General features: G+C 70.1%; 19 protein-coding genes. 10 read left to right on the top strand and 9 right to left on the bottom strand.

Translation table 11 applies throughout. The annotated features are described in order from the left end of the window. From ABD327_RS06630 to ABD327_RS06640, 3 genes are all read left to right on the top strand, one after another. On the top strand, positions 1-498 hold a 498-nt coding region (locus ABD327_RS06630), incomplete at its 5' end, for an urease accessory protein UreF (protein WP_344449293.1). 10 nt (positions 499-508) lie between these two features. Beyond that, on the top strand, positions 509-1,168 hold the full coding sequence (gene ureG, locus ABD327_RS06635; RefSeq protein WP_344449294.1) for an urease accessory protein UreG: 660 nt from the start codon (positions 509-511) through the stop codon (positions 1,166-1,168). Between the two features lie 64 nt (positions 1,169-1,232). Then, positions 1,233-1,943 carry an urease accessory protein UreD gene (locus ABD327_RS06640; RefSeq protein ID WP_344449295.1) on the top strand — a complete coding sequence of 237 codons (711 nt, stop codon included), beginning with the start codon at positions 1,233-1,235 and terminating at the stop codon, positions 1,941-1,943. Between the two features lie 33 nt (positions 1,944-1,976). Here the strand turns inward: ABD327_RS06640 and ABD327_RS06645 are convergent, their stop codons facing one another. The 3 genes from ABD327_RS06645 to ppdK form a co-directional block, all read right to left on the bottom strand. Beyond that, positions 1,977-3,188 (bottom strand): deoxyguanosinetriphosphate triphosphohydrolase, encoded by a 1,212-nt coding sequence (locus ABD327_RS06645; RefSeq protein WP_344449296.1) that lies wholly within the window; start codon positions 3,186-3,188, stop codon positions 1,977-1,979. 40 nt (positions 3,189-3,228) lie between these two features. Beyond that, entirely contained in the window at positions 3,229-3,843 is a 615-nt protein-coding gene (locus ABD327_RS06650; protein WP_344449297.1) for a YdcF family protein, read from the bottom strand. A 188-nt stretch (positions 3,844-4,031) separates the two neighbouring features. Beyond that, on the bottom strand, positions 4,032-6,701 hold the full coding sequence (gene ppdK / locus ABD327_RS06655) for a pyruvate, phosphate dikinase (RefSeq protein WP_344449298.1): 2,670 nt from the start codon (positions 6,699-6,701) through the stop codon (positions 4,032-4,034). A 216-nt stretch (positions 6,702-6,917) separates the two neighbouring features. Here ppdK and ABD327_RS06660 point away from each other — a divergent pair, with 216 nt between their 5' ends. Then, a complete protein-coding gene (locus ABD327_RS06660) occupies positions 6,918-8,810 on the top strand; it encodes a glycoside hydrolase family 15 protein (protein WP_344449299.1) in 1,893 nt (630 codons plus the stop codon). Between the two features lie 410 nt (positions 8,811-9,220). Further along, positions 9,221-9,859, top strand: coding sequence for a hypothetical protein (locus ABD327_RS06665; protein WP_344449300.1), 639 nt, complete (start codon positions 9,221-9,223; stop codon positions 9,857-9,859). Between the two features lie 147 nt (positions 9,860-10,006). Here ABD327_RS06665 and ABD327_RS06670 read toward each other — a convergent pair whose 3' ends face one another. Beyond that, on the bottom strand, positions 10,007-10,873 hold the full coding sequence (locus ABD327_RS06670) for an alpha/beta fold hydrolase (protein ID WP_344449301.1): 867 nt from the start codon (positions 10,871-10,873) through the stop codon (positions 10,007-10,009). Positions 10,874-10,951: 78 nt separating this feature from the next. Here ABD327_RS06670 and ABD327_RS06675 point away from each other — a divergent pair, with 78 nt between their 5' ends. After that, positions 10,952-11,542 (top strand): TetR/AcrR family transcriptional regulator, encoded by a 591-nt coding sequence (locus ABD327_RS06675; RefSeq protein ID WP_344449302.1) that lies wholly within the window; start codon positions 10,952-10,954, stop codon positions 11,540-11,542. On the opposite strand, the gene ABD327_RS06680 is transcribed toward ABD327_RS06675, so the two are convergent. From ABD327_RS06680 to ABD327_RS06695, 4 genes are read right to left on the bottom strand one after another with little or no spacing between them, the layout of a single operon-like run. Then, positions 11,539-11,931 (bottom strand): Fur family transcriptional regulator, encoded by a 393-nt coding sequence (locus ABD327_RS06680; RefSeq protein ID WP_344449303.1) that lies wholly within the window; start codon positions 11,929-11,931, stop codon positions 11,539-11,541. The genes ABD327_RS06675 and ABD327_RS06680 overlap by 4 nt on opposite strands. After that, positions 11,928-12,791, bottom strand: a complete 864-nt coding sequence (locus tag ABD327_RS06685) for a metal ABC transporter permease (protein ID WP_344449337.1) — start codon at positions 12,789-12,791, stop codon at positions 11,928-11,930. The genes ABD327_RS06680 and ABD327_RS06685 overlap by 4 nt, the downstream gene beginning before the upstream one ends. A 21-nt stretch (positions 12,792-12,812) precedes the next feature. Beyond that, positions 12,813-13,592: a metal ABC transporter ATP-binding protein gene (locus ABD327_RS06690; protein WP_344449304.1), complete on the bottom strand. Its 780-nt coding sequence runs from the start codon at positions 13,590-13,592 to the stop codon at positions 12,813-12,815. 15 nt (positions 13,593-13,607) lie between these two features. Further along, positions 13,608-14,489, bottom strand: a complete 882-nt coding sequence (locus ABD327_RS06695) for a metal ABC transporter substrate-binding protein (RefSeq protein WP_344449305.1) — start codon at positions 14,487-14,489, stop codon at positions 13,608-13,610. A gap of 119 nt (positions 14,490-14,608) precedes the next feature. On the opposite strand from ABD327_RS06695, the gene ABD327_RS06700 reads away from it, so the two are divergent. The 3 genes from ABD327_RS06700 (at position 14,609) to ABD327_RS06710 (ending at position 17,288) form a co-directional block, all read left to right on the top strand. Beyond that, complete coding sequence (locus ABD327_RS06700; RefSeq protein WP_344449306.1) at positions 14,609-14,896, top strand: antibiotic biosynthesis monooxygenase family protein; 288 nt, start codon at positions 14,609-14,611, stop codon at positions 14,894-14,896. Between the two features lie 73 nt (positions 14,897-14,969). After that, positions 14,970-15,779 carry a glycoside hydrolase domain-containing protein gene (locus tag ABD327_RS06705; RefSeq protein WP_344449307.1) on the top strand — a complete coding sequence of 270 codons (810 nt, stop codon included), beginning with the start codon at positions 14,970-14,972 and terminating at the stop codon, positions 15,777-15,779. Positions 15,780-15,920: 141 nt separating this feature from the next. Continuing rightward, a complete protein-coding gene (locus tag ABD327_RS06710) occupies positions 15,921-17,288 on the top strand; it encodes a glycine--tRNA ligase (protein ID WP_425547076.1) in 1,368 nt (455 codons plus the stop codon). A gap of 78 nt (positions 17,289-17,366) precedes the next feature. Here ABD327_RS06710 and ABD327_RS06715 read toward each other — a convergent pair whose 3' ends face one another. Further along, on the bottom strand, positions 17,367-18,005 hold the full coding sequence (locus ABD327_RS06715; protein ID WP_344449310.1) for an RlpA-like double-psi beta-barrel domain-containing protein: 639 nt from the start codon (positions 18,003-18,005) through the stop codon (positions 17,367-17,369). Between the two features lie 317 nt (positions 18,006-18,322). Between ABD327_RS06715 and ABD327_RS06720 the strand changes: the two genes are divergently transcribed. Then, entirely contained in the window at positions 18,323-18,748 is a 426-nt protein-coding gene (locus ABD327_RS06720; protein WP_344449311.1) for an OsmC family protein, read from the top strand. Positions 18,749-18,785: the final 37 nt, after the last annotated feature.

Raw genomic sequence — 18,785 nt, forward strand, 5'->3', positions numbered from 1 at the left:
CCCGCTCCGGAGTCCTGGCTCGTCCTGGACGCCGAGGCCGACGCCCGCACGCCCTCTCCCGCCCAGCGCACCGCCTCCCGGGCGCAGGGCAAGGCCCTGCTCCGCGCGGCGCTGACCACCTGGCCCTCCCCCGTCCTGGAGGCCCTGTCCGGCGTCCACCGCGAACACCGGACCCCGGACGGCCGCGGCCCGCACCATCCGGTGGTCCTGGGCATCGCCGCCTTCGCCGCGCACGGCACGCCCTACGACGCCGCCGCGATCGCCGCCTACGGCGCGGTGAGCGGCTCCGCCTCGGCGGCCGTCCGGCTCCTGGGCCTGGACCCCTTGAGCGTCCACCGCGCCCTCGCGGAGCTGTCCCCCGACGTGGACGCCGTGGCCCGGGAGGCCGCGGAGTACGCCGACGGCGAGTGGGCCGACCTCCCGGCGGCGTCGGCGCCGCTCCTGGACGTGTGGGCGGAGCTCCACCTGCGCGCCGACCTCAGACTGTTCGAGTCCTAAGGAGACGACCATGGGCGGAAACCACGGCCCCGACCAGCACCACGCCGCGCCGAAGCACGGCCGCCCCATGCGCCTGGGCATCGGCGGCCCCGTGGGCAGCGGCAAGACGGCCCTGACGGCGGCCCTGTGCAAGGTCCTCAAGGACGAGCTGAACCTCGCGGTCGTCACGAACGACATCTACACGACGGAGGACGCCGACTTCCTCCGCCGCAACGCCGTCCTGGACGACGACCGCATCATGGCCGTCCGTACGGGCTGCTGCCCCCACACCGCCATCCGCGACGACATCTCCGCCAACCTCGACGCCGTCGAGGACCTGGAGGACCGCCACGAGGGCCTGGACCTGGTCATCGTGGAGAGCGGCGGCGACAACCTGACCGCCACGTTCAGCCAGGGCCTGGTCGACAGGCAGATCTTCGTCCTGGACGTCTCCGGCGGCGACAAGGTGCCCCGCAAGGGCGGCCCCGGCGTCACCGCCAGCGACCTCCTGGTGATCAACAAGACCGACCTGGCTCCCCTGGTCGGCGCCGACCTCGGCGTCATGGACCGCGACTCCGCGCAGGTCCGCGAAGGCCGTCCGGTGGTCTTCAGCTCCATCCGCGAGGAGCCCGACGTGCCGAAGATCGCCGACTGGGTCCGCTCCTCCGTCCACGACTTCCTCCACCACTGATGGCCGGCGCCTTCCAGACCCCTTCGCCGCAGATCGCCGGGCCGTTCCGCCGGGCCGGTGCCCGGTGACGGGCTACGCGGCTCACGCGGCCGTCACCGCCGAGCTCGGGCCGTACGGGCGGACCCGGCTGACGCGGCTGCGGTCGGACGGGCCGATCGCGCTGCGGGAGACGCCCGACGGGCTGTACCTGGTCGGGGCGGCGGCGGGGCCGGTCGGCGGCGACCGGCTGCGGCTGGACATCGTCGTGGGGGCGGGGGCGAGTCTGCGGATCAGGTCCGTGGCCACCGCGATGGTGATGCCGGGACCGGGCGGGTCCGTCTACACGATCGACGCGCGGGTCGACGGGCACCTGGACTTCGCGCCCGAACCGACCATCGCAGTGAAGAACTGCTCCCATCGCGCCGTCAGCCGAATCGAACTGGGCGCCGAGGGCAGTGTGCGCTGGCTGGAGGAGCTCGTGCTGGGCCGCCACCGGGAGGAGCCCGGACGGCACGTCAGCCGGATCGACGTGACCCGCCTGGGCGTCCCCCTGCTCCGCCATGAGCTGCGGCTGGACTCCTCGGCCCGGAGCCGGGCGGTGCTGGGCGGGGCCAAGGCCGTCGGATCGCTGGTGCGCACCGACGCCGCCCTCCCCCCGCACGCGCAGAAGGGCCTGGCCGTGCTGCCCCTGGCCGCCGGCGGAACCCTGGCCAACGCCGTGGCGCCCGACTCCGCCGCGCTGCGGAGGCTGCTGCTGCGGGCCGAGGAGGCGCTGGAGCCGCTCGGCTCGCGATGAGGGCCTCCGCGACCGGAGCGCCCCGATCCGGCCTCAGGCCACGAGACGGGCGTGCCAGGCCAGCGCGCTGGTGTCGGTGAGCGAGGCGACCTGGTCGACCACCACGCGCAGGCGGGCGGAGTCGTCCGCGGCGTCGGCGTAGGCCCAGCGGAACATCGGGTCGAGGGTGTCGGGGGCGCCCGCCGAGATCGCCTCGGCCAGCTCGGCGATCACCTCGCGCTGGCGGGCGCGGCTGTGCTCGTAGCTGACCCACACGTAGTGCGCGGTGATCGCCTTGAGCAGCGCCACCTCCTGGCGCACCTGGACGGGGACGATCAGGTCGGCCGCGTACCGGGTCAGCGGTCCGGGCCCGTAGGCCTCGCGGGTGGCGTCCTCCGCGCCCAGGCAGAACCGGCCGATCAGCCAGCTGGTGAGGTTCTTCAGCGCCGCGTAGCTGCTGGCGGTGTTGTCGATCGCCTGCGGCCAGAAGGGTTCGGCCAGCAGGACCTGGAAGCGCTCCTCCAGCTCGGCGACCTCGGCCGGCCCGTACAGCTTGGCGGCGACCTCGCACACGTCGCGGCGCAGCACCGGGTCGGCCAGCATGCCGAGGTCGACCGTGCCGGTGACCAGGGAGTCCTCCAGGTCGTGGACGGAGTAGGCGACGTCGTCCGACCAGTCCATGACCTGGGCCTCGAAGCAGACGCGCCCCACCGGGGCGTCCCGCCTGACCCACAGCGCGACCTCGAGGTCGTCGTCGTAGACGCCGTACTTGATCGGGTTGTCGCGCTTGCGCCAGGGGTACTTCATCGTCGCGTCGAGCGTGGCCCGGGTGAGGTTCAGCCCCACGCTGCGCCCGTCCGCGGCGAACGACTTGTGCTCCAGGCGGGTGAGCAGCCGCAGGCTCTGGGCGTTGCCCTCGAACCCGCCGCACTCCAGGGCGAAGAGGTCCAGCGCCGTCTCGCCGTTGTGCCCGAACGGCGGGTGTCCCAGGTCGTGGGCCAGGCAGGCGGTCTCCACCAGGTCCGGGTCGCAGCCCAGGGACTTGCCGAGCTCCCGGCCCACCTGCCCGCACTCCAGCGAGTGGGTCAGCCGGGTGCGCTGGAAGTCGTTCTGGCCGGGGTCGCCGACCTGGGTCTTGGACGAGAGCCTGCGCAGCGCGGCGCTGTGCAGCACCCGGGCGCGGTCCCGCTCGAAGGCCGTCCGGTCACGGCGCTTGGGCGGCTCGTCCGACCAGCGTTCGATGTCCTGCGGGGAATAGCCGTTCATCTCCAGAGGATAGGACTCCCAGGTGGCGCGTACGTGACTTTCACATCGTGTGTCGGCTACGGCCGAGCAACACGTAGTAGAGATACCCGCCCGTCTCGCGGACGATCGACTGGAACTGGGTGTCCCTCGTGCGCACGCTGGGGCCGCTGCGGGTGGGCGAGGAGACGGCGTCGATCCCGTTGTCCTGCGCCATCTTGTTCGACCGCAGGCTGTGCCACGGGTCGGTCACGACGACCCCGCTGTCCCAGCTCCGCTCCCGGTAGACCGCGCCGACCGCGACCATGCTCTGCAGGGTGTCCCGGCCGGTCTCCACGGCCACGATGTCCCCGGCCTCCGCCCCCAGCTTGATCAGGAAGTCCCGGCCCGCCGCGGCCTCGGTGACCCGGTCCCCCGTCTGCTTGCCGCCCACGGTGACGATCGCCGGGGCGACGCCGTCCCGGTAGAGCGCGAAGGCGTGCCGCAGCCGGTACTCGAAGTAGGGCGAGGGCCGCCCGTCGTACTGCGCGGCGCCCAGCACGATGATCGCGTCCGACCTGGGCCGCTCGTCCTGCCGGGCCTCGTACCAGACCCGCCAGCCCACGACCGCCGGGGTCAGCACGACCACCGCGATCACCACGAACAGCAGCCGTCCGATCCACGCCAGCGGACGCGGCACGCGCCGCTTCCTCTTCCGGTTCTCCCGTCGCTCGGCTTCCTCTTCTTCGTGCTCGTCCCGGGTCAGTGGCTCATCCCTGTCCGTCACCATCGTGGCACTCACACTAGGTGAGACGGGCCTGGAGATCGTTGGGTTCGGCCCGACGCGTGGCATCGCCCGCGCCGGGCCGGACTCCGTTCACCTCGGGGTCAGCGGCTGTCGCTCCCGTCGGTCTCCACCGCGGCACGGCCCGCCTCCAGGCGGGCCACGGGTACTCGGAACGGCGAGCAGGACACGTAGTCCAGGCCCACCTCGTGGAAGAAGTGCACCGACTCGGGGTCGCCGCCGTGCTCGCCGCAGACGCCGAGCTTGAGGTCCGGGCGGGTCCTGCGGCCCTCCTCGACGGCGATCCGCACCAGGCGGCCGACCCCGTCGCGGTCCAGCGTCTCGAACGGGGAGACGCCGAAGACGCCGAGCTCCAGGTAGCGGCTGAAGAACGAGGCCTCGACGTCGTCGCGGGAGAAGCCCCACGTCGTCTGGGTGAGGTCGTTGGTGCCGAAGGAGAAGAACTCCGCGCCCTCGGCGATCTGCCCGGCGGTCAGCGCCGCCCGCGGCAGCTCGATCATGGTGCCGATCAGCGCCTTCACCTCGCCGCCCACCGACCGCAGGACCTGTTCGGCCTCTTCCCTGGCGTGTTCGAGTTCCTGAATCGAGCCCACGAGGGGGATCATGATCTCAGGACGGGGGTCACCCCCCTCGGACAGCCGCTGGGCCGCCGCCTCCGCGATGGCCCGCACCTGCATCGCGAACAGGCCGGGAATCACCAGACCCAGCCTCACCCCACGCAGACCGAGCATAGGGTTCTGTTCGTGGAGGCGGTGGACCGCCTCCAGCAGCCTGCGATCCTTGTCGGACGCATCCGCCCCGGCGAGGGCGACCTTGACCGAAAGCTCCGTCAGATCCGGGAGGAACTCGTGCAGCGGCGGGTCGATCAGCCGGATCGTGACGGGCAGACCGTCCATAGCCTTGAGGATGCCGTGGAAGTCCTCCTTCTGGAACGGGGCGAGCGCGTCCAGCGCCGCCTCGCGCTCGGCGTCGGAGGTGGCGAGGATCAGGTCCTCCACCAGCTGCCGCCGTTCGCCGAGGAACATGTGCTCGGTGCGGCACAGGCCGATGCCCGTGGCGCCGAAGCGGCGCGCCCGCTCGGAGTCCTCGGGGGTGTCGGCGTTGGCGCGCACCGCCAGGCGGGCGGCGGCGTCGGCGTGGACCATCAGCCGGTGCACCGACTGGACGAGCTCGTCGCCGTCCGCGGGGGCCAGCTCGCCCTCGAAGTACCGCACCACCGGGGAGGCGCTGACGGGCACCTCGCCCAGGTAGACGGCTCCGGTGCTGCCGTCGATGGACAGCACGTCGCCTTCCTGGACGACCACGTCGCCGGTCTTCAGGCGGCGGGCCTTGACGTCGACGTCGAGGTCCTCCGCGCCGCAGACGCAGGTCTTGCCCATGCCGCGGGCCACGACCGCGGCGTGGGAGGTCTTGCCGCCGCGCGAGGTGAGGATGCCCTGCGCGGCGATCATGCCGGTGAGGTCGTCGGGGGTGGTCTCCCGGCGGACCAGGATCACCTTCTCGCCCCTGGCGGCGGCCTCGACCGCGGCCTCGGAGGAGAACACCGCCTTGCCCACGGCCGCGCCGGGCGAGGCGTTCATGCCCTTGGCGATCTGCTCCTTGGGGGCGGCGGCGTCGAAGCGGGGGAACATCAGCTGCGCGAGCTGGTCGCCGTTGACCCGGTGGATCGCCTCGTTCAGGTCGATCAGGCCCTGGTCGGCGAGCTGGCAGGCGATGCGGAAGGCCGCGGCGGCGGTGCGCTTGCCGACGCGGGTCTGCAGCATCCACAGCTTGCCGCGCTCGACCGTGAACTCGATGTCGCACAGGTCGAGGTAGTGGTTCTCCAGCGTCTCCATGATCTGGAGCAGCTGCCGGTAGACCGGCTCGTTGATCTGTCCCAGGTCGGCGAGCGGGACGGTGTTGCGGATGCCCGCCACGACGTCCTCGCCCTGGGCGTTCTGGAGGTAGTCGCCGTAGACGCCCTGCTGGCCGCTGGCGGGGTCGCGGGTGAAGGCCACACCGGTGCCGGAGTCCATGCCCAGGTTGCCGAAGACCATGGAGCAGATGTTCACCGCGGTGCCCAGGTCGGTGGGGATGCGCTCCTGGCGGCGGTAGAGGATGGCGCGGTCGGAGTTCCAGGAGTCGAAGACCGCCTTGACCGCCAGGTCCATCTGCTCGCGCGGCTCGGTCGGGAACTCCCGGCCGGTCCGCTCGCGCACGATGCCCTTGAAGGTCCCGACCAGCTTCTGGAAGTCGGCGGCGGTCAGGTCCAGGTCGTCGGTGGTGCCCTTGGCGTGCTTGAGTTCCTCGAGGGACTCCTCGAAGAGCTCGCCGTCCACGCCGAGGACGGTCTTGCCGAACATCTGGATCAGCCGGCGGTAGGAGTCCCAGGCGAAGCGCTCGTTGCCGGACTGGGCCGCCAGACCCAGCACGGACTCGTCGTTCAGCCCGATGTTCAGGACGGTGTCCATCATGCCGGGCATGGAGAATTTGGCACCGGAACGTACGCTGACCAGAAGCGGGTCGTCCGCCTGGCCGAGCTTCTTGCCCATCGTGCCCTCGAGCGCGGTGAGATGCTCGGTGATCTCTTCGGCCAGACCGGCGGGCACAGCGCCCTCGGCCAGGTAGTGGCGGCACGCCTCCGTGGTGATCGTGAACCCCGGAGGCACCGGAAGCCCCAGGTTCGTCATTTCGGAAAGATTTGCACCTTTTCCGCCCAGGAGATCTTTGAGGTCTTTGTTGCCTTCTGTGAAGTCGTAAACGAACTTCGGCACGGCCAGCTCCCTTCCACCCTTTGGGCGTGGACTGTACCGGTTGCCCAGTTCAGGCCCCGTCGCCCCATTCAACCAGAGAGCAAACTCGCTGGTCAGGGTGGGTTCCGTGGTCTATTCCAATAGTCTTGTTCCAATAACTTTGCGTTCTTTTCACACTGGATTGGAGCGTGCTAGCCCGTGAAAACCGGGGAAGCAAGGTACGAGGGGGGTGAGGCCGTGCGTCGTCGTGGGGCCCTGGGGCCTGGCAGCGAGCCTTTCGCGCCCATCGCGGACTTCGGATTCCTCTCCGACTGCGAGACAACCGCGCTGATGGCGCCCAACGGGAACGTGGAATGGCTCTGCCTGCCGTCGATGGATTCACCGAGCGTCTTCGGATCGCTCCTGGACCGTGACGCCGGCTACTTCCGCATAGGACCGGCGGGCGTCGAGGTGCCCGCCGCCCAGCGGTACATTCCCGGGACCATGGTCATGGAGACCACCTGGTGGACCAGGGGCGGCTGGCTGGTGGTGACGGACGCCCTGCTCATGGGGCCCTGGCACCATGAAACGGAACGGTCCCAGTCGTACCGGCGCGCGCCGACGGACTACGACGCCGACCACGTCCTGCTGCGGACAGTGAAGTGCGTCAACGGCAACGTCCAGGTCCGCATGGACTGCATGCCGGTGTTCGACTACGGCCTCCACCCCGCCCGGTGGGAGTACACCGGGCAGGGCTACCACGAGGCGGTGGCCTCCGGCGGCGGACTCGACCTGCACCTGACCACCGACATGAACGTCGGCTTCGAGGGGTCGCTGGCCACCAGCCGGACCCTGCTGAAGGAGGGCGAGTCCCGGTTCGTGGCGCTGTCGTGGAGCACCCACGGCGCGCCGCAGAACCTCAAGGAGGCGCAGAAGCGCCTGCGCTGGACCATCCACCACTGGCAGCACTGGCTGGACCGGGGCGACTTCCCCGACCACCCCTGGCGGTCCTACCTCCAGCGCAGCGCCCTGACCCTCAAGGGGCTGACCTACGCCAACACCGGCGCGGTGGCCGCGGCGGCGACGACCTCGCTGCCCGAGGCCCCCGGCGGGGACCGCAACTGGGACTACCGCTACACCTGGATCCGCGACTCCACGATGACGCTGTGGGCGTTCTACACCCTCGGCTACGACTGGGAGGCCAACGACTTCTTCCACTTCATCACCGACGTGGCGGAGAAGTCCGACGGCAGGCTCCAGATCATGTACGGGATAGACGGCAGGTCCGAACTGCCGGAGTCCACGCTCGACCACCTGGGCGGCTACGACAACGCCAAGCCGGTCCGGATCGGCAACGGGGCCTACACGCAGGCCCAGCACGACGTCTGGGGCGCGATCATCAGCTCGATCTACCTGTTCGTGCGCAAGCGCGATCGGCTGGACGACAGGCTGTGGAAGATCGTGGTCACCCAGGTCGAGGAGGCGCTGCTGCACTGGCGCGAACCCGACTGCGGCATGTGGGAGGTGCGGGGCGCACCCCAGCACTTCACCTCCTCCAAGGTCTTCTGCTGGGTGGCCGCCGACCGCGGCGCCCGGCTGGCCAGGCTGCGCGGCGCCGACGAGGCCGCCCGCGCCGAGCGCTGGCAGACCGCGGCCGACGAGATCCGCGACGACGTGCTGGCCAACGCCGTGGACGAGCGGGGCGTGTTCACCGCCCACTACGGCTCCAAGGCCCTGGACGCCTCGGTCCTGCTGATCCCGATCCTGGGCTTCCTGCCGGCCGAGGACAAGCGGGTCCGCGAGACGGTCCTGGCGATCGCCGAGGAGCTCACCGAGGACGATCTCGTGCTGCGCTACCGCGCGGAGGAGACCGACGACGGGTTCGCCTCCGACGAGGGGACCTTCACGATCTGCTCGTTCTGGCTGGTGTCGGCGCTGGTGACCATCGGCGAGACCGAGCGCGCCAAGACCCTCTGCCACAAACTGCTGTCGTACGCCTCGCACCTGCAGCTGTACGCCGAGGAGATCGACGCGCACACCGGCCGCCACCTGGGCAACTTCCCCCAGGCGTTCACCCATCTGGCGCTGATCAACGCCGTGATGCAGGTCATCGGGATCGAGCGCGGCCAGCGCCTGTTCCCCTTCACCTGATCGGCCTCAACAGCCGCGGCCACCGGGCCGTGGCGGTGGACCTCCACCGCCACGGCCCTCGCCGTGTCCGGCCGGAGATCCGCGGAAAGGCGTGGCCTGTCTCCGCCCACCCGACATGGGCGGAGACGGGCCACCGCGTTTCAGCGTAGACGAGAGACGATCTCCGTCACTTTTCCTCTCCTCCATCACATCGCCTTTCACCGGCCGAGGAGTGTCGGATGTCACAAAGCGGCCACCCAGAGCGACGGCCACATGTGGAGATCACGGCGGTCGGCGAAGGCGAAAACCTGGTTCCCTTCTGTGATCCATGTCACCATCCGGCCAGACGCAGAAGCCGTGCACATGTTGACCCAACATCAGTCAGCGCTTACTTTCACGGTGGCATTGCAATCTAGACAAAGGAGCTGCAAATGCCACGCATCAGACAAATCGCCGCACTCACCGGAGCGGCGGCCCTCGCGCTCACGGCGGTGGGCTCTCCGGCCTACGCGGGCACCACCGAGATCCGCAAGGTGTCCGACAACAGCCTCTACAACGGCCCCGCCGCGGCCACGCTGATCCAGAGCATGGTCGTCGAGGCCAAGGTCCTCGGCGTCACGACCACGACCACCTGCACCACGGCCTCCATGAGCGGCACCGTCGCCTCCAACGGCCCGCTGAGCATCAGCGCGGCCTCGGTCAGCGGCTGCTCGGGCTCCGCGTCGGGGATCACCTTCCTGGGCCTGCCGTGGAGCGGCGGCGTCACCTACGCCCCGCAGGGCCCGCCGGGACGGGACGGCTACCTCACCCTCAACGGCTTCAGCGTGAGCGCGACCGTCGCGGGCGTGAGCTGCACCTACGGCGGCGTCGCCGTCGCGAACGGATTCAACGGGAGCAACGCCGCCCGACCGGTCGCGGCCAACTCCCAGGCCCAGGTCAACATGGCCGGCATCACGATCAACAAGACCGGCGGCAGCTTCCTCTGCCCCGGCAGCGCCGCCATCAAGCAGGGCGTCTTCGCGCTCACGGGCGGAGGCCAGTCCCTCAAGGTCACCGGCACCTACCCCTAAACCGGTGACGTCCCCCGACGCCTGACGCGGGCCTGCCCTCCGCTCACCCGACATGTGCGGAAGCAGGCCCGTTTCCCTTTCCGGAACCCGTCCTCGAGGTGGCGACCCCTCCCGAGCCCGGCCCCCGAGCGGTGGGGGCGAGAGCTCTCACCGGTCATCCCGCGCCTTCACCCACCGGTCGACCCTGTCGACGATGAGCGGCCAGTCGCCGGGAGCCGGGGCGTGACCCATGCCGGGGATGACATCGATCCGCGCACCGGGGATCTCCGCGGCTATCGCGCGGGCGGCAGAGGGCTTCACCAGGGGGTCCACCTCCCCGTACAGGGCCAGGGTCGGCGCCTTGATCCCGGAGATGCCTCCGGGGGGAAGGTCGAACCGGCGGGCGAAGAGCTGCCGCTGGCGGGCGTGCGGGTCCGGCGGGCGGCGGTCGTAGGACTCGGTGGCCCGCTTCAGCATCCACTCCTCGTCGGCGCGGTCGGGGGCGGAGGACATCCGTGTGACGTGCACGAGCATGCGGATCTGCTCGTCCCTGGAGTCTCCGAAGCGTTTGAACGCGTGCCGGAACGGGCCGGGGAAGCGCATGTGGCGAATCGACGTGGGGACGAGGTTCCGGCGCATCGGCAGGGCGCCCATGGTGATGAGGGTCCGGACGCGCTCCGGGTGCAGCAGCGCCGCGAGCTGGGCGATCCCGCCGCCCATGGACACGCCCAGCAGGTGGGTCGACTCCCAGCCCAGCTCGTCCTCGAGGGCGATGAGGTCGTCCACGAACGCCCTGGCCGAGTAGGCGGGCCTGCTGCCGGGACCGAAGTGCGTGGACAGCCCGGCGTCGCGGTTGTCGTAGCGGACGACGTCGAATCCCCGCTCGGCCAGGGCGCGGCAGCAGAGGTCCTCGTCCCACCAGACCATCTGGCCGTCCAGCCCGCCGATCACGATCAGCGGCTCTCCCCCCGGCTCCCCGAATCTCTCGTAGGCGATCTCCACGTCCCCGTTGCGGGCCTTCCCGATGGTCTCCACAGGCACCTCCTCGTTTTACAATGCATCTGCATGGTAACAAACGTCGCAATGCATCTGCACTGCCAAAAGGAGGCGGACTTGCCCAAGCAGGTGGACCACGAGGAGCGGCGGCGGCACATCGCCGGAGCCGTCCTGCGCCTGATCGGCACCCGGGGCATGGAAGCGGCGACTCTGCGGGCGGTGGCGGCCGAGGCCGGAGTGTCCATGGGGGCCGTCCAGCACTACTTCAAGGCCAAGGAGGAGATGGTGCTGTTCGCGATGGAGCACAACCAGGCGCTCCTGGCCGTCCGCGTCCAGAAGCGGTTCGCCGAACCTCCGAGCTCGGCCCGGGGGAGGTTCCGGCTGTTCATCCGGGAACTGCTGCCGCTGGAGGAGGAGAGCCTGGCGGGCGCGCGGCTGTACGCGGCGCTCCAGGCCAGGGCCGTGATCGATCCGGCGATCGCCGCGCTGGCCGTCCAGGCCGTCGAGGGGCTGACCGGGTTCTTCCGCACCCAGCTGGAGGAGGTGCGGGAACGAGGAGAGGCCCGCGCGGACCTCGACGCGGACCGGGAGGCCCGGAGCCTGTACAGCACGGTGTCAGGGCTGGTCGTGCCGCTGATGCTCGGCGCCTACACCGAGGAGCGGGCGATGGAGGTGCTGGACGCGCACCTGGAGCGCCTGTTCGGCTAGTCCTTCCGGGCCTTGGCGGCGCAGTCGGGGCAGGTGCCGAAGATCTCCACGGTGTGGGTCATCTCGGTGAAGCCGTGTTCGGCGCCGACGGAGTCCGCCCACTTCTCCACCGCGGGGCCCTCCACCTCGACCGTGCGGCCGCAGGAGCGGCAGACCAGGTGGTGGTGGTGGTCCTCGGTGGCGCAGGCGCGGTAGACGGCCTCGCCCTCGGCGGTGCGCAGAACGTCGACCTCGCCGGACTCCGACATCGCCTGGAGCGCTCGGTAGACCGTGGTCAGGCCGATCTTCGAGCCCTCCGCGCGGAGCGTCGCGTAGATGTCCTGGGCGCTGCGGAAGCCCTCGCCGGCGGCCAGGGCGCGGCGTACCACCTCGCGTCTGACGGTCGTCATGGCGTCTCCTCACTCGGGGTTCCGCCCCCAGACCTTACCGGTCCCGCGGGGAGCGGGGTGTGACGGCGGCGGAGCAGGAACCCTCCGGCGGTCGTCAGGACGAAGACCGCCAGCGCCACCACGACGATCGCGGGGCCCGGGGAGATGTTCACCCCCCCCGTGCTGAACTGGTACGACCCGGCCAGACCGCCGACCGCGGAGAGCATTCCGAAGAGCATCGCCAGGAGCCCCGTCGCCCTGAACCCCCGGGTGAGCTGCTGCGCCGCCGCGACCGGCACCACCATGAGCGCGCTGACCAGCAGCAGCCCGACCACCCGCATCGCCACCACGATGGTGAGCGCGGCGGTGACGGCCAGCATCATGCTGAGGAGGTTCACCCGCACCCCCGAGGCCCGCGCGACCTCCTCGTCCTGGCACAGGACGAACAGCTCGCGCCCGAACAGGACGAGGAAGGCCAGCACCGCCGCCACGAGCACGGCGATGACCAGCAGGTCCTCGGCGGAGACGCTGCTGATCGAGCCGAACAGGTAGGACAGCAGGCTGGAGGTGCTGCCGCCGGGCGCGAAGTTGGTGACCAGCACCCCGCCCGCCAGCCCCCCGTAGAACAGGAGCGCCAGCGCGACGTCCCCGCCGGTGTGGCCGCGGGTGCGCAGCAGCTCGATGCAGATCGCGCCGAGCACCGAGACGACGATCGCGCCGAGCAGCGGCGAGGTGCTGGTGACGAGGCCGAGCGCGACGCCCGTCAGCGCGATGTGGCCGATGCCGTCGCCCAGCAGGGCGAGCCGCCGCTGCACGATGAAGGTGCCGACGGCCGGGGCGGTCAGTCCGATGAGCAGCGCGGCGAGCAGCGCCCGCTGCATGAAGTCGTAGGCGAGCAAGGGTCAGTGCCTTCCCGTCCTGCCCACCAGCGCCCGCCACAGGGAGACGGGTTCGGGTTCGGCGTGCGGATGGACGTGGTCGTGGCCGGGCTTGGCGCACTCCCCGGAGGGCTCGGGGGCCGCTCCCCGGTGCACGATCCTGCCGTCCTCCAGCACCACGCTGTGGGTGATCAGCGGTTCCAGCGGTCCGAGCTCGTGCAGGACCAGCACGATCGTCTTGCCTTCTCCGACCAGCAGGGTCAGGGTCTCGGCCAGGGCCCGCTGGTTCTCGGCGTCCACCCCGGCCAGCGGCTCGTCCATGACGAGCACCTCGGGCTCGCCAGCCAGGGCGCGGGCGATGAGCACCCGCTGCTGCTGCCCCCCCGACAGGTGGGACACGCTCTGCCCCGCCAGGTGGTCGATGCCCAGCGATTCCATGGCCCGCCGCACGGCCTCCCGGTCGGCCCGGGAGGTGGGCCGGAAGCGGGACTGGCGGGCGATCCGGCCGGAGGAGACGACCTCCCGGACGGTCGCGGGCACTCCCCCGCCGACGCTCAGCCGCTGCGGCACGTATCCGATCCGGGCCCAGTCGCGGAACCTCTCGGAGCCGAAGACCAGACGCCGTCCCGAGCTGAGGGGCACCAGCCCCAGCAGGGCCCTCACCAGGGTGGACTTGCCCGACCCGTTGGGTCCCAGCAGCGCGACGACCTCGCCCGCGCGGATCCGCAGGTCGATCCCGTCCAGGACCTCCCTGCCGCCCAACCTGACATGCCCGCCATGCAGTTCGAAAACGGCATCCATCATGGTTTCCATTGTCACTCAGGAGCAGACCAGCGCGGCCCGCAGCGCCTCGAGGTTGCGTCGCTGGACGGACAGGTAGTCGTCGCCAGACCCCTCCTTGACCCCTTCCACCGGGTCGAGGACGGCGGTCTTGACGCCCGCGCCTTCGGCCAGCGTCTGGGCGAGCTTCGGGCTCACCAGGGTCTCGGTGAACACCGTGGTGACCCCGAGGTCCTTGATCTGGTCGCTCAGCTCGGCCATGCGCCGGGGGGACGGCTCGGAGTCCGGGTCGAGCCCGGCGATGGGCACCTGCTTCAGCCCGTACCGGTCGGCCAGGTAGGAGAACGCCGCGTGCGAGGTCACGATGGTGTCCTGCTCGCACTCGGCCAGGCCGGCCTTGAACTCGCCGTCCAGCGCGTTGAGCTCTCCGGCGGCCTTGGCGGCGCCGGCCCGGTAGTTCCCGGCGTTGTCGGGGTCCACGGCGGCCAGCTTCTCTCCGATCCCGGTCGCCACGGCGGCCATGCGGGCGGGGTCGAGCCACAGGTGCGGGTCGTGCTCGCCCTCGTGCGCCTCCCCTTCCCCCTCCTCGTGCTCGTGCCCGTCGGCGGGGAGTGTTTCCACCAGGGAGGACACGTCCAGGGACCGGCCTTCCGCGTGCTGGGCGAACGCGTCGTCCACGGCGGGCTGGAGGCCCTTCACGTAGAGGCCCAGGTCGGTTTCCGTGATCTCGGCCACCTGCCGGGGCGACAGTTCCAGGTCGTGCGGCTCGGTGCCCGGCTTGGTGAGGGTGGCGATCTCGGCGTTCTCGCCGCCGATCCGCTCGGCGAGCCAGGCGACCGGGTAGAAGGACGCGGTGATCTCGGTCCTGCCCTCCGCCGAGGAGCCGCCGCAGGCCGAGGTGGCCAGCAACGCTACGGACAAAACACCAGAAACCAGGACGCTTCTCTTCATAGCTCCATGATGACGAAAATGAAAATGATTGTCAAAGTCATCTAGATCACCCGACTCCACGACCGGGCGCCGGGTGCCAGGATGAACCCGTGATCGCCATTACCCGCTACCGCGTCCCCGAAGGCCCCGAGGCCGACGACTTCCAGGCGAAGATCGCCCCCGTGCTCGCCGCGCTGGAGGCCTCCCCCGGCTTCCGCTACGGCAGGCTCGGCCGTTGCGTGGACGAACCGGACCTCTGGGCGATGGTCACGGAATGGGACGGTGCAGGCTACTATCGCCGCGCTTTGGGTGCCTACGAAGTCCGACTGGCTTTCATACCCTTGTCCGCCCTGGCCATCGACGAGCCGGGCGCCTACGAAGTGGTCAAGCAGGGGTAAAGCTTCGAGCAGGCCGTTTGCCGGTGCTCCCGGCTGGTGATCAACGCCTCACCCGATCACCGGAAGGACGTCGATGCCACGAGCCGTGCTCGCCCTCGGTCTGCTCAGCCTCGCCATCGTTCTGACCGGCGCCGCCGCCGGCGCCGCCCCAGGAGACCCGGCCGCGCGCGCGGTCTCCCCGCCGCGCGGCCAGCACCAGGCCTGGGCCTCGGGGCACGGCTTCGACACCTGCGCCGCCCCGTCCCTGAGCGCGATGCGGGCCTGGCGGAAGGCCTATTCGGTCACCAACATCTACATCGGCGGGGCCGCGCGCAGCTGTGACCAACCGCACCTGACCTCCGAATGGGTCAGGGAGGTGCGGCGGATCGGCTACCGGCTGATCCCCACCTACGTGGGCCCCCAGGCGCCCTGCACCCGCTTCCGCCACCGGTTCACCGCCGCAGGGGCCTTCGAACGCGGCGCGGACGAGGCCGTGCGCGCGGTGCTGCGGGCCCAGCGGCTCGGGATCCCCGAAGGGCAGCCCATCTACTACGACATGGAGGCCTACAAGAGCCGCGACCGCTCCTGCAGGGACGCCGTCCTGGCCTTCCTGGACTCCTGGACCACCACCCTGTACGAGCTCGGCTACCTGTCCGGCGTCTACAGCAGCGCCGGCAGCGGCATCCGCGACCTCGCCGAGGCCGAGGGCATCGCCCGGCCCCACGCCATCTGGTACGCCCGCTGGAACGGGGACCCCGATCCCTACGGCGACGAGCGGTACGTCCCCGCCGACCTCTGGTACGAGCACCAGCGGATCAAGCAGTACCGGGGAGGCCACTTCGAGGAGCACGGAGGGGTCCGGATGAAGGTCGACAGCAACTTCGTCGACGGCCCCGCGTACTGAAAGGCACAGGATGGCGACAGACCGTTACCAGGATCCGGGCATTAACAGACGTGGTCGTCTACCCGTGTGCCCTAGACTCAAAACCGTCAATTACCGGGGTTTCTTGCTGGAGACATACTCATGGTCCGCCGTTCCGATGTGATGGAAAAGATCGTCTCTCTCTCCCAGAAGAGGGGCATCGTCTTCCCTTCGAGTGAGATCTACGGCGGACTCCGTGCCTCCTGGGACTACGGCCCGCTCGGCGTGGAGCTCAAGAACAACGTCAAGCGCCAGTGGTGGAAGGCCGTGGTCCAGGGTCGCGACGACGTCGTCGGCCTCGACTCCTGCGTCATCCTCAACCGCGAGGTGTGGGAGGCGAGCGGCCACGTCCAGACGTTCACGGATCCGCTGACGGAGTGCCAGAACTGCCACAAGCGCTACCGCGCCGACCACCTCGAAGAGGCCTACGAGGAGAAGCACGGCCGCCCGCCGGCGAACGGCCTGGCCGACCTGGTCTGCGTGAACTGCGGCACCAAGGGCGCGTTCACCGAGCCCAGGGAGTTCAGCGGCCTGCTCAAGACCTACCTCGGCCCGGTCGAGGACGCCTCGGGCCTGGCCTACCTGCGGCCCGAGACCGCCCAGGGCATCTTCATCAACTACAAGAACGTCGAGCAGACCGCCCGGCGCAAGGTGCCGTTCGGCATCGGCCAGATCGGCAAGTCGTTCCGCAACGAGATCACGCCCGGCAACTTCATCTTCCGGACCCGCGAGTTCGAGCAGATGGAGATGGAGTTCTTCGTCCAGCCGGGCACCGACGAGGAGTGGCACCAGTACTGGATCGACGCCCGGATGGCGTGGTACCGCGACCTGGGCATCCGCGAGGAGAACCTGCGCTTCTACGAGCACGCCGCGGAGAAGCTCAGCCACTACTCCAAGCGGACCGTCGACATCGAGTACCGGTTCGGCTTCCAGGGTTCGGAGTGGGGTGAGCTGGAGGGCATCGCCAACCGCACCGACTTCGACCTGAACGCGCACTCCAAGGCCTCGGGCAAGGAGCTCAACTTCTTCGACCAGGCCACCGGCGAGCGCTACACCCCGTTCGTGATCGAGCCCGCGGCGGGCGTCGACCGGGCGATGCTGACCTTCCTCATGGACGCCTACACCGAGGACCAGGCGCCCAACGCCAAGGGCCAGATGGAGACGCGGATCAGCCTGCGCCTCGACCCGCGCCTGGCGCCGGTCAAGGTCGCGGTGCTGCCGCTGTCCCGCAACGCCGACCTCTCCCCCAAGGCCCGCGACCTGGCCGCGGCCCTGCGCAGGCACTGGAACGTGGAGTTCGACGACGCGGGCGCGATCGGCCGCCGCTACCGCCGCCAGGACGAGATCGGCACCCCGTTCTGCATCACCGTCGACTTCGACACCCTGGAGGACCAGGCGGTGACCGTCCGGGAGCGCGACAGCATGAAGCAGGAGCGCATCGCGCTGGACCAGGTCGAGTCCTTCCTGGCCGCCCAGCTGATCGGCTGCTGACCCGCCCGCCACCGCATGCGGAAAGCCCCGGCTCTCGCCGGGGCTTTTCGCGTTTCTGGTACGGGGGTCTGGTGTGGGTCAGCTGCCGAAGGGCTGCGGGGCGCCCTTCTTGCCGGCGCCCTTGCCCCACTGGAGGACCTCGTACTTCACGCCCTTGAGGTGGCCGGCGCCGACACCCGCGTTGTACTTGCTCGAGGGCTGCTTGCCGTCGTACAGGTAACGGAACGTGTAGGTGTCGAGGTCGAGCATGATCCCGCGGTGGGACGGCTTGCCGGGGCCGCGGTCTCCGACGAAGCCGGTGACGGAGCGGCCGTTGTAGGTGACCTTCACCTTGGTGTGCAGCGGCCAGGACGGGGAGGCGAACAGGCCCTTCTGCATGGGCTTGCCGCCCGCGGGCGCGCCGGTGTCGCCGTTGACGCCCGAGCCGTCGTCCCAGAAGTAGGACGCGGTGGTCGTGCCGGCGTACAGGGCCTTGGCCTTCTTCTCGGCCGCCTGCTTCTTGGTCTCCTCGGCCTTCTTCGTGTCGGCCTTGCGCTCGGCCGTGGCGGCCTGAGTGGTGGCGGACTCGGCGGGGGCCGCGGCGGAGGTGTCCTTCTGGGGGGCCGCGACGGTGTTGGCGGCCTGCGAGACGTCGTCGGCGTTCACGACGATGCCGGTGGAGACGGCGGCGAGGGCGGTGACGCCGGCCAGGGACAGGGTGAGGGCACGCTTCTGCAACGCGGATCCTTTGCTCGGTGGACAGGACGCCCCGGAACGGCTCTGGACTGGAGGGACGCCGTCGGGACCGGCACTCGACGCGGTCGTGCTCTCGGGCATACGACGCGGTGCCTAAGCGATCTGTGAATCGCTTCCGTGTAGGCCTGGATGAGGCTGGTATTGCCTCCCCATTGCCTGGATTGCCCCCAGTTAACCATATGTGTCAAGAAAGCCCCAAACAGAGGGCCGCAAGCAGTATGCAAATGCCCCTGTAACCCTTACGTGATAGGGGTTTCGGCAACTCGGTAAAGATCAGAAAGGGAAGTAAGATCAGGGGCATGGCAACTACCCGCACCGCCGCCGCACACTGGGAGGGCCCGCTCTTCGGGGGGCAGGGCACCGTCTCCCTCGAGTCCTCGAAACTGGGCAGGTTCGAGGTCAACTGGCCTTCCAGAGCCGAGTCTCCCGACGGGCGCACCAGCCCGGAGGAACTCATCGCCGCAGCTCACTCCGCCTGCTTCTCGATGGCCCTCTCCAACGGCCTGGCCCAGGCCGGCAACCCGCCGGACCACCTGGACACCACGGCCGACGTGACCTTCCAACCCGGGGAGGGCATCACCGGAATCCATCTGACCGTCCGGGGATCGGTGCCGGGAATGAGCGCCGAGCAGTTCACCGAGGCGGCCAGGAAGGCCAAGGAGGGCTGCCCGGTGAGTCAGGCGCTGGCCGGTACAGAGATCACTCTCGACGCGTCCCTGACATGACGGCGGTCGCGCCGTGACAAGGCCCTGACAGGAGCCG

Source organism: Actinocorallia aurantiaca, assembly GCF_039533685.1.
GTDB classification, from domain to species: Bacteria; Actinomycetota; Actinomycetes; order Streptosporangiales; family Streptosporangiaceae; genus Actinocorallia; species Actinocorallia aurantiaca.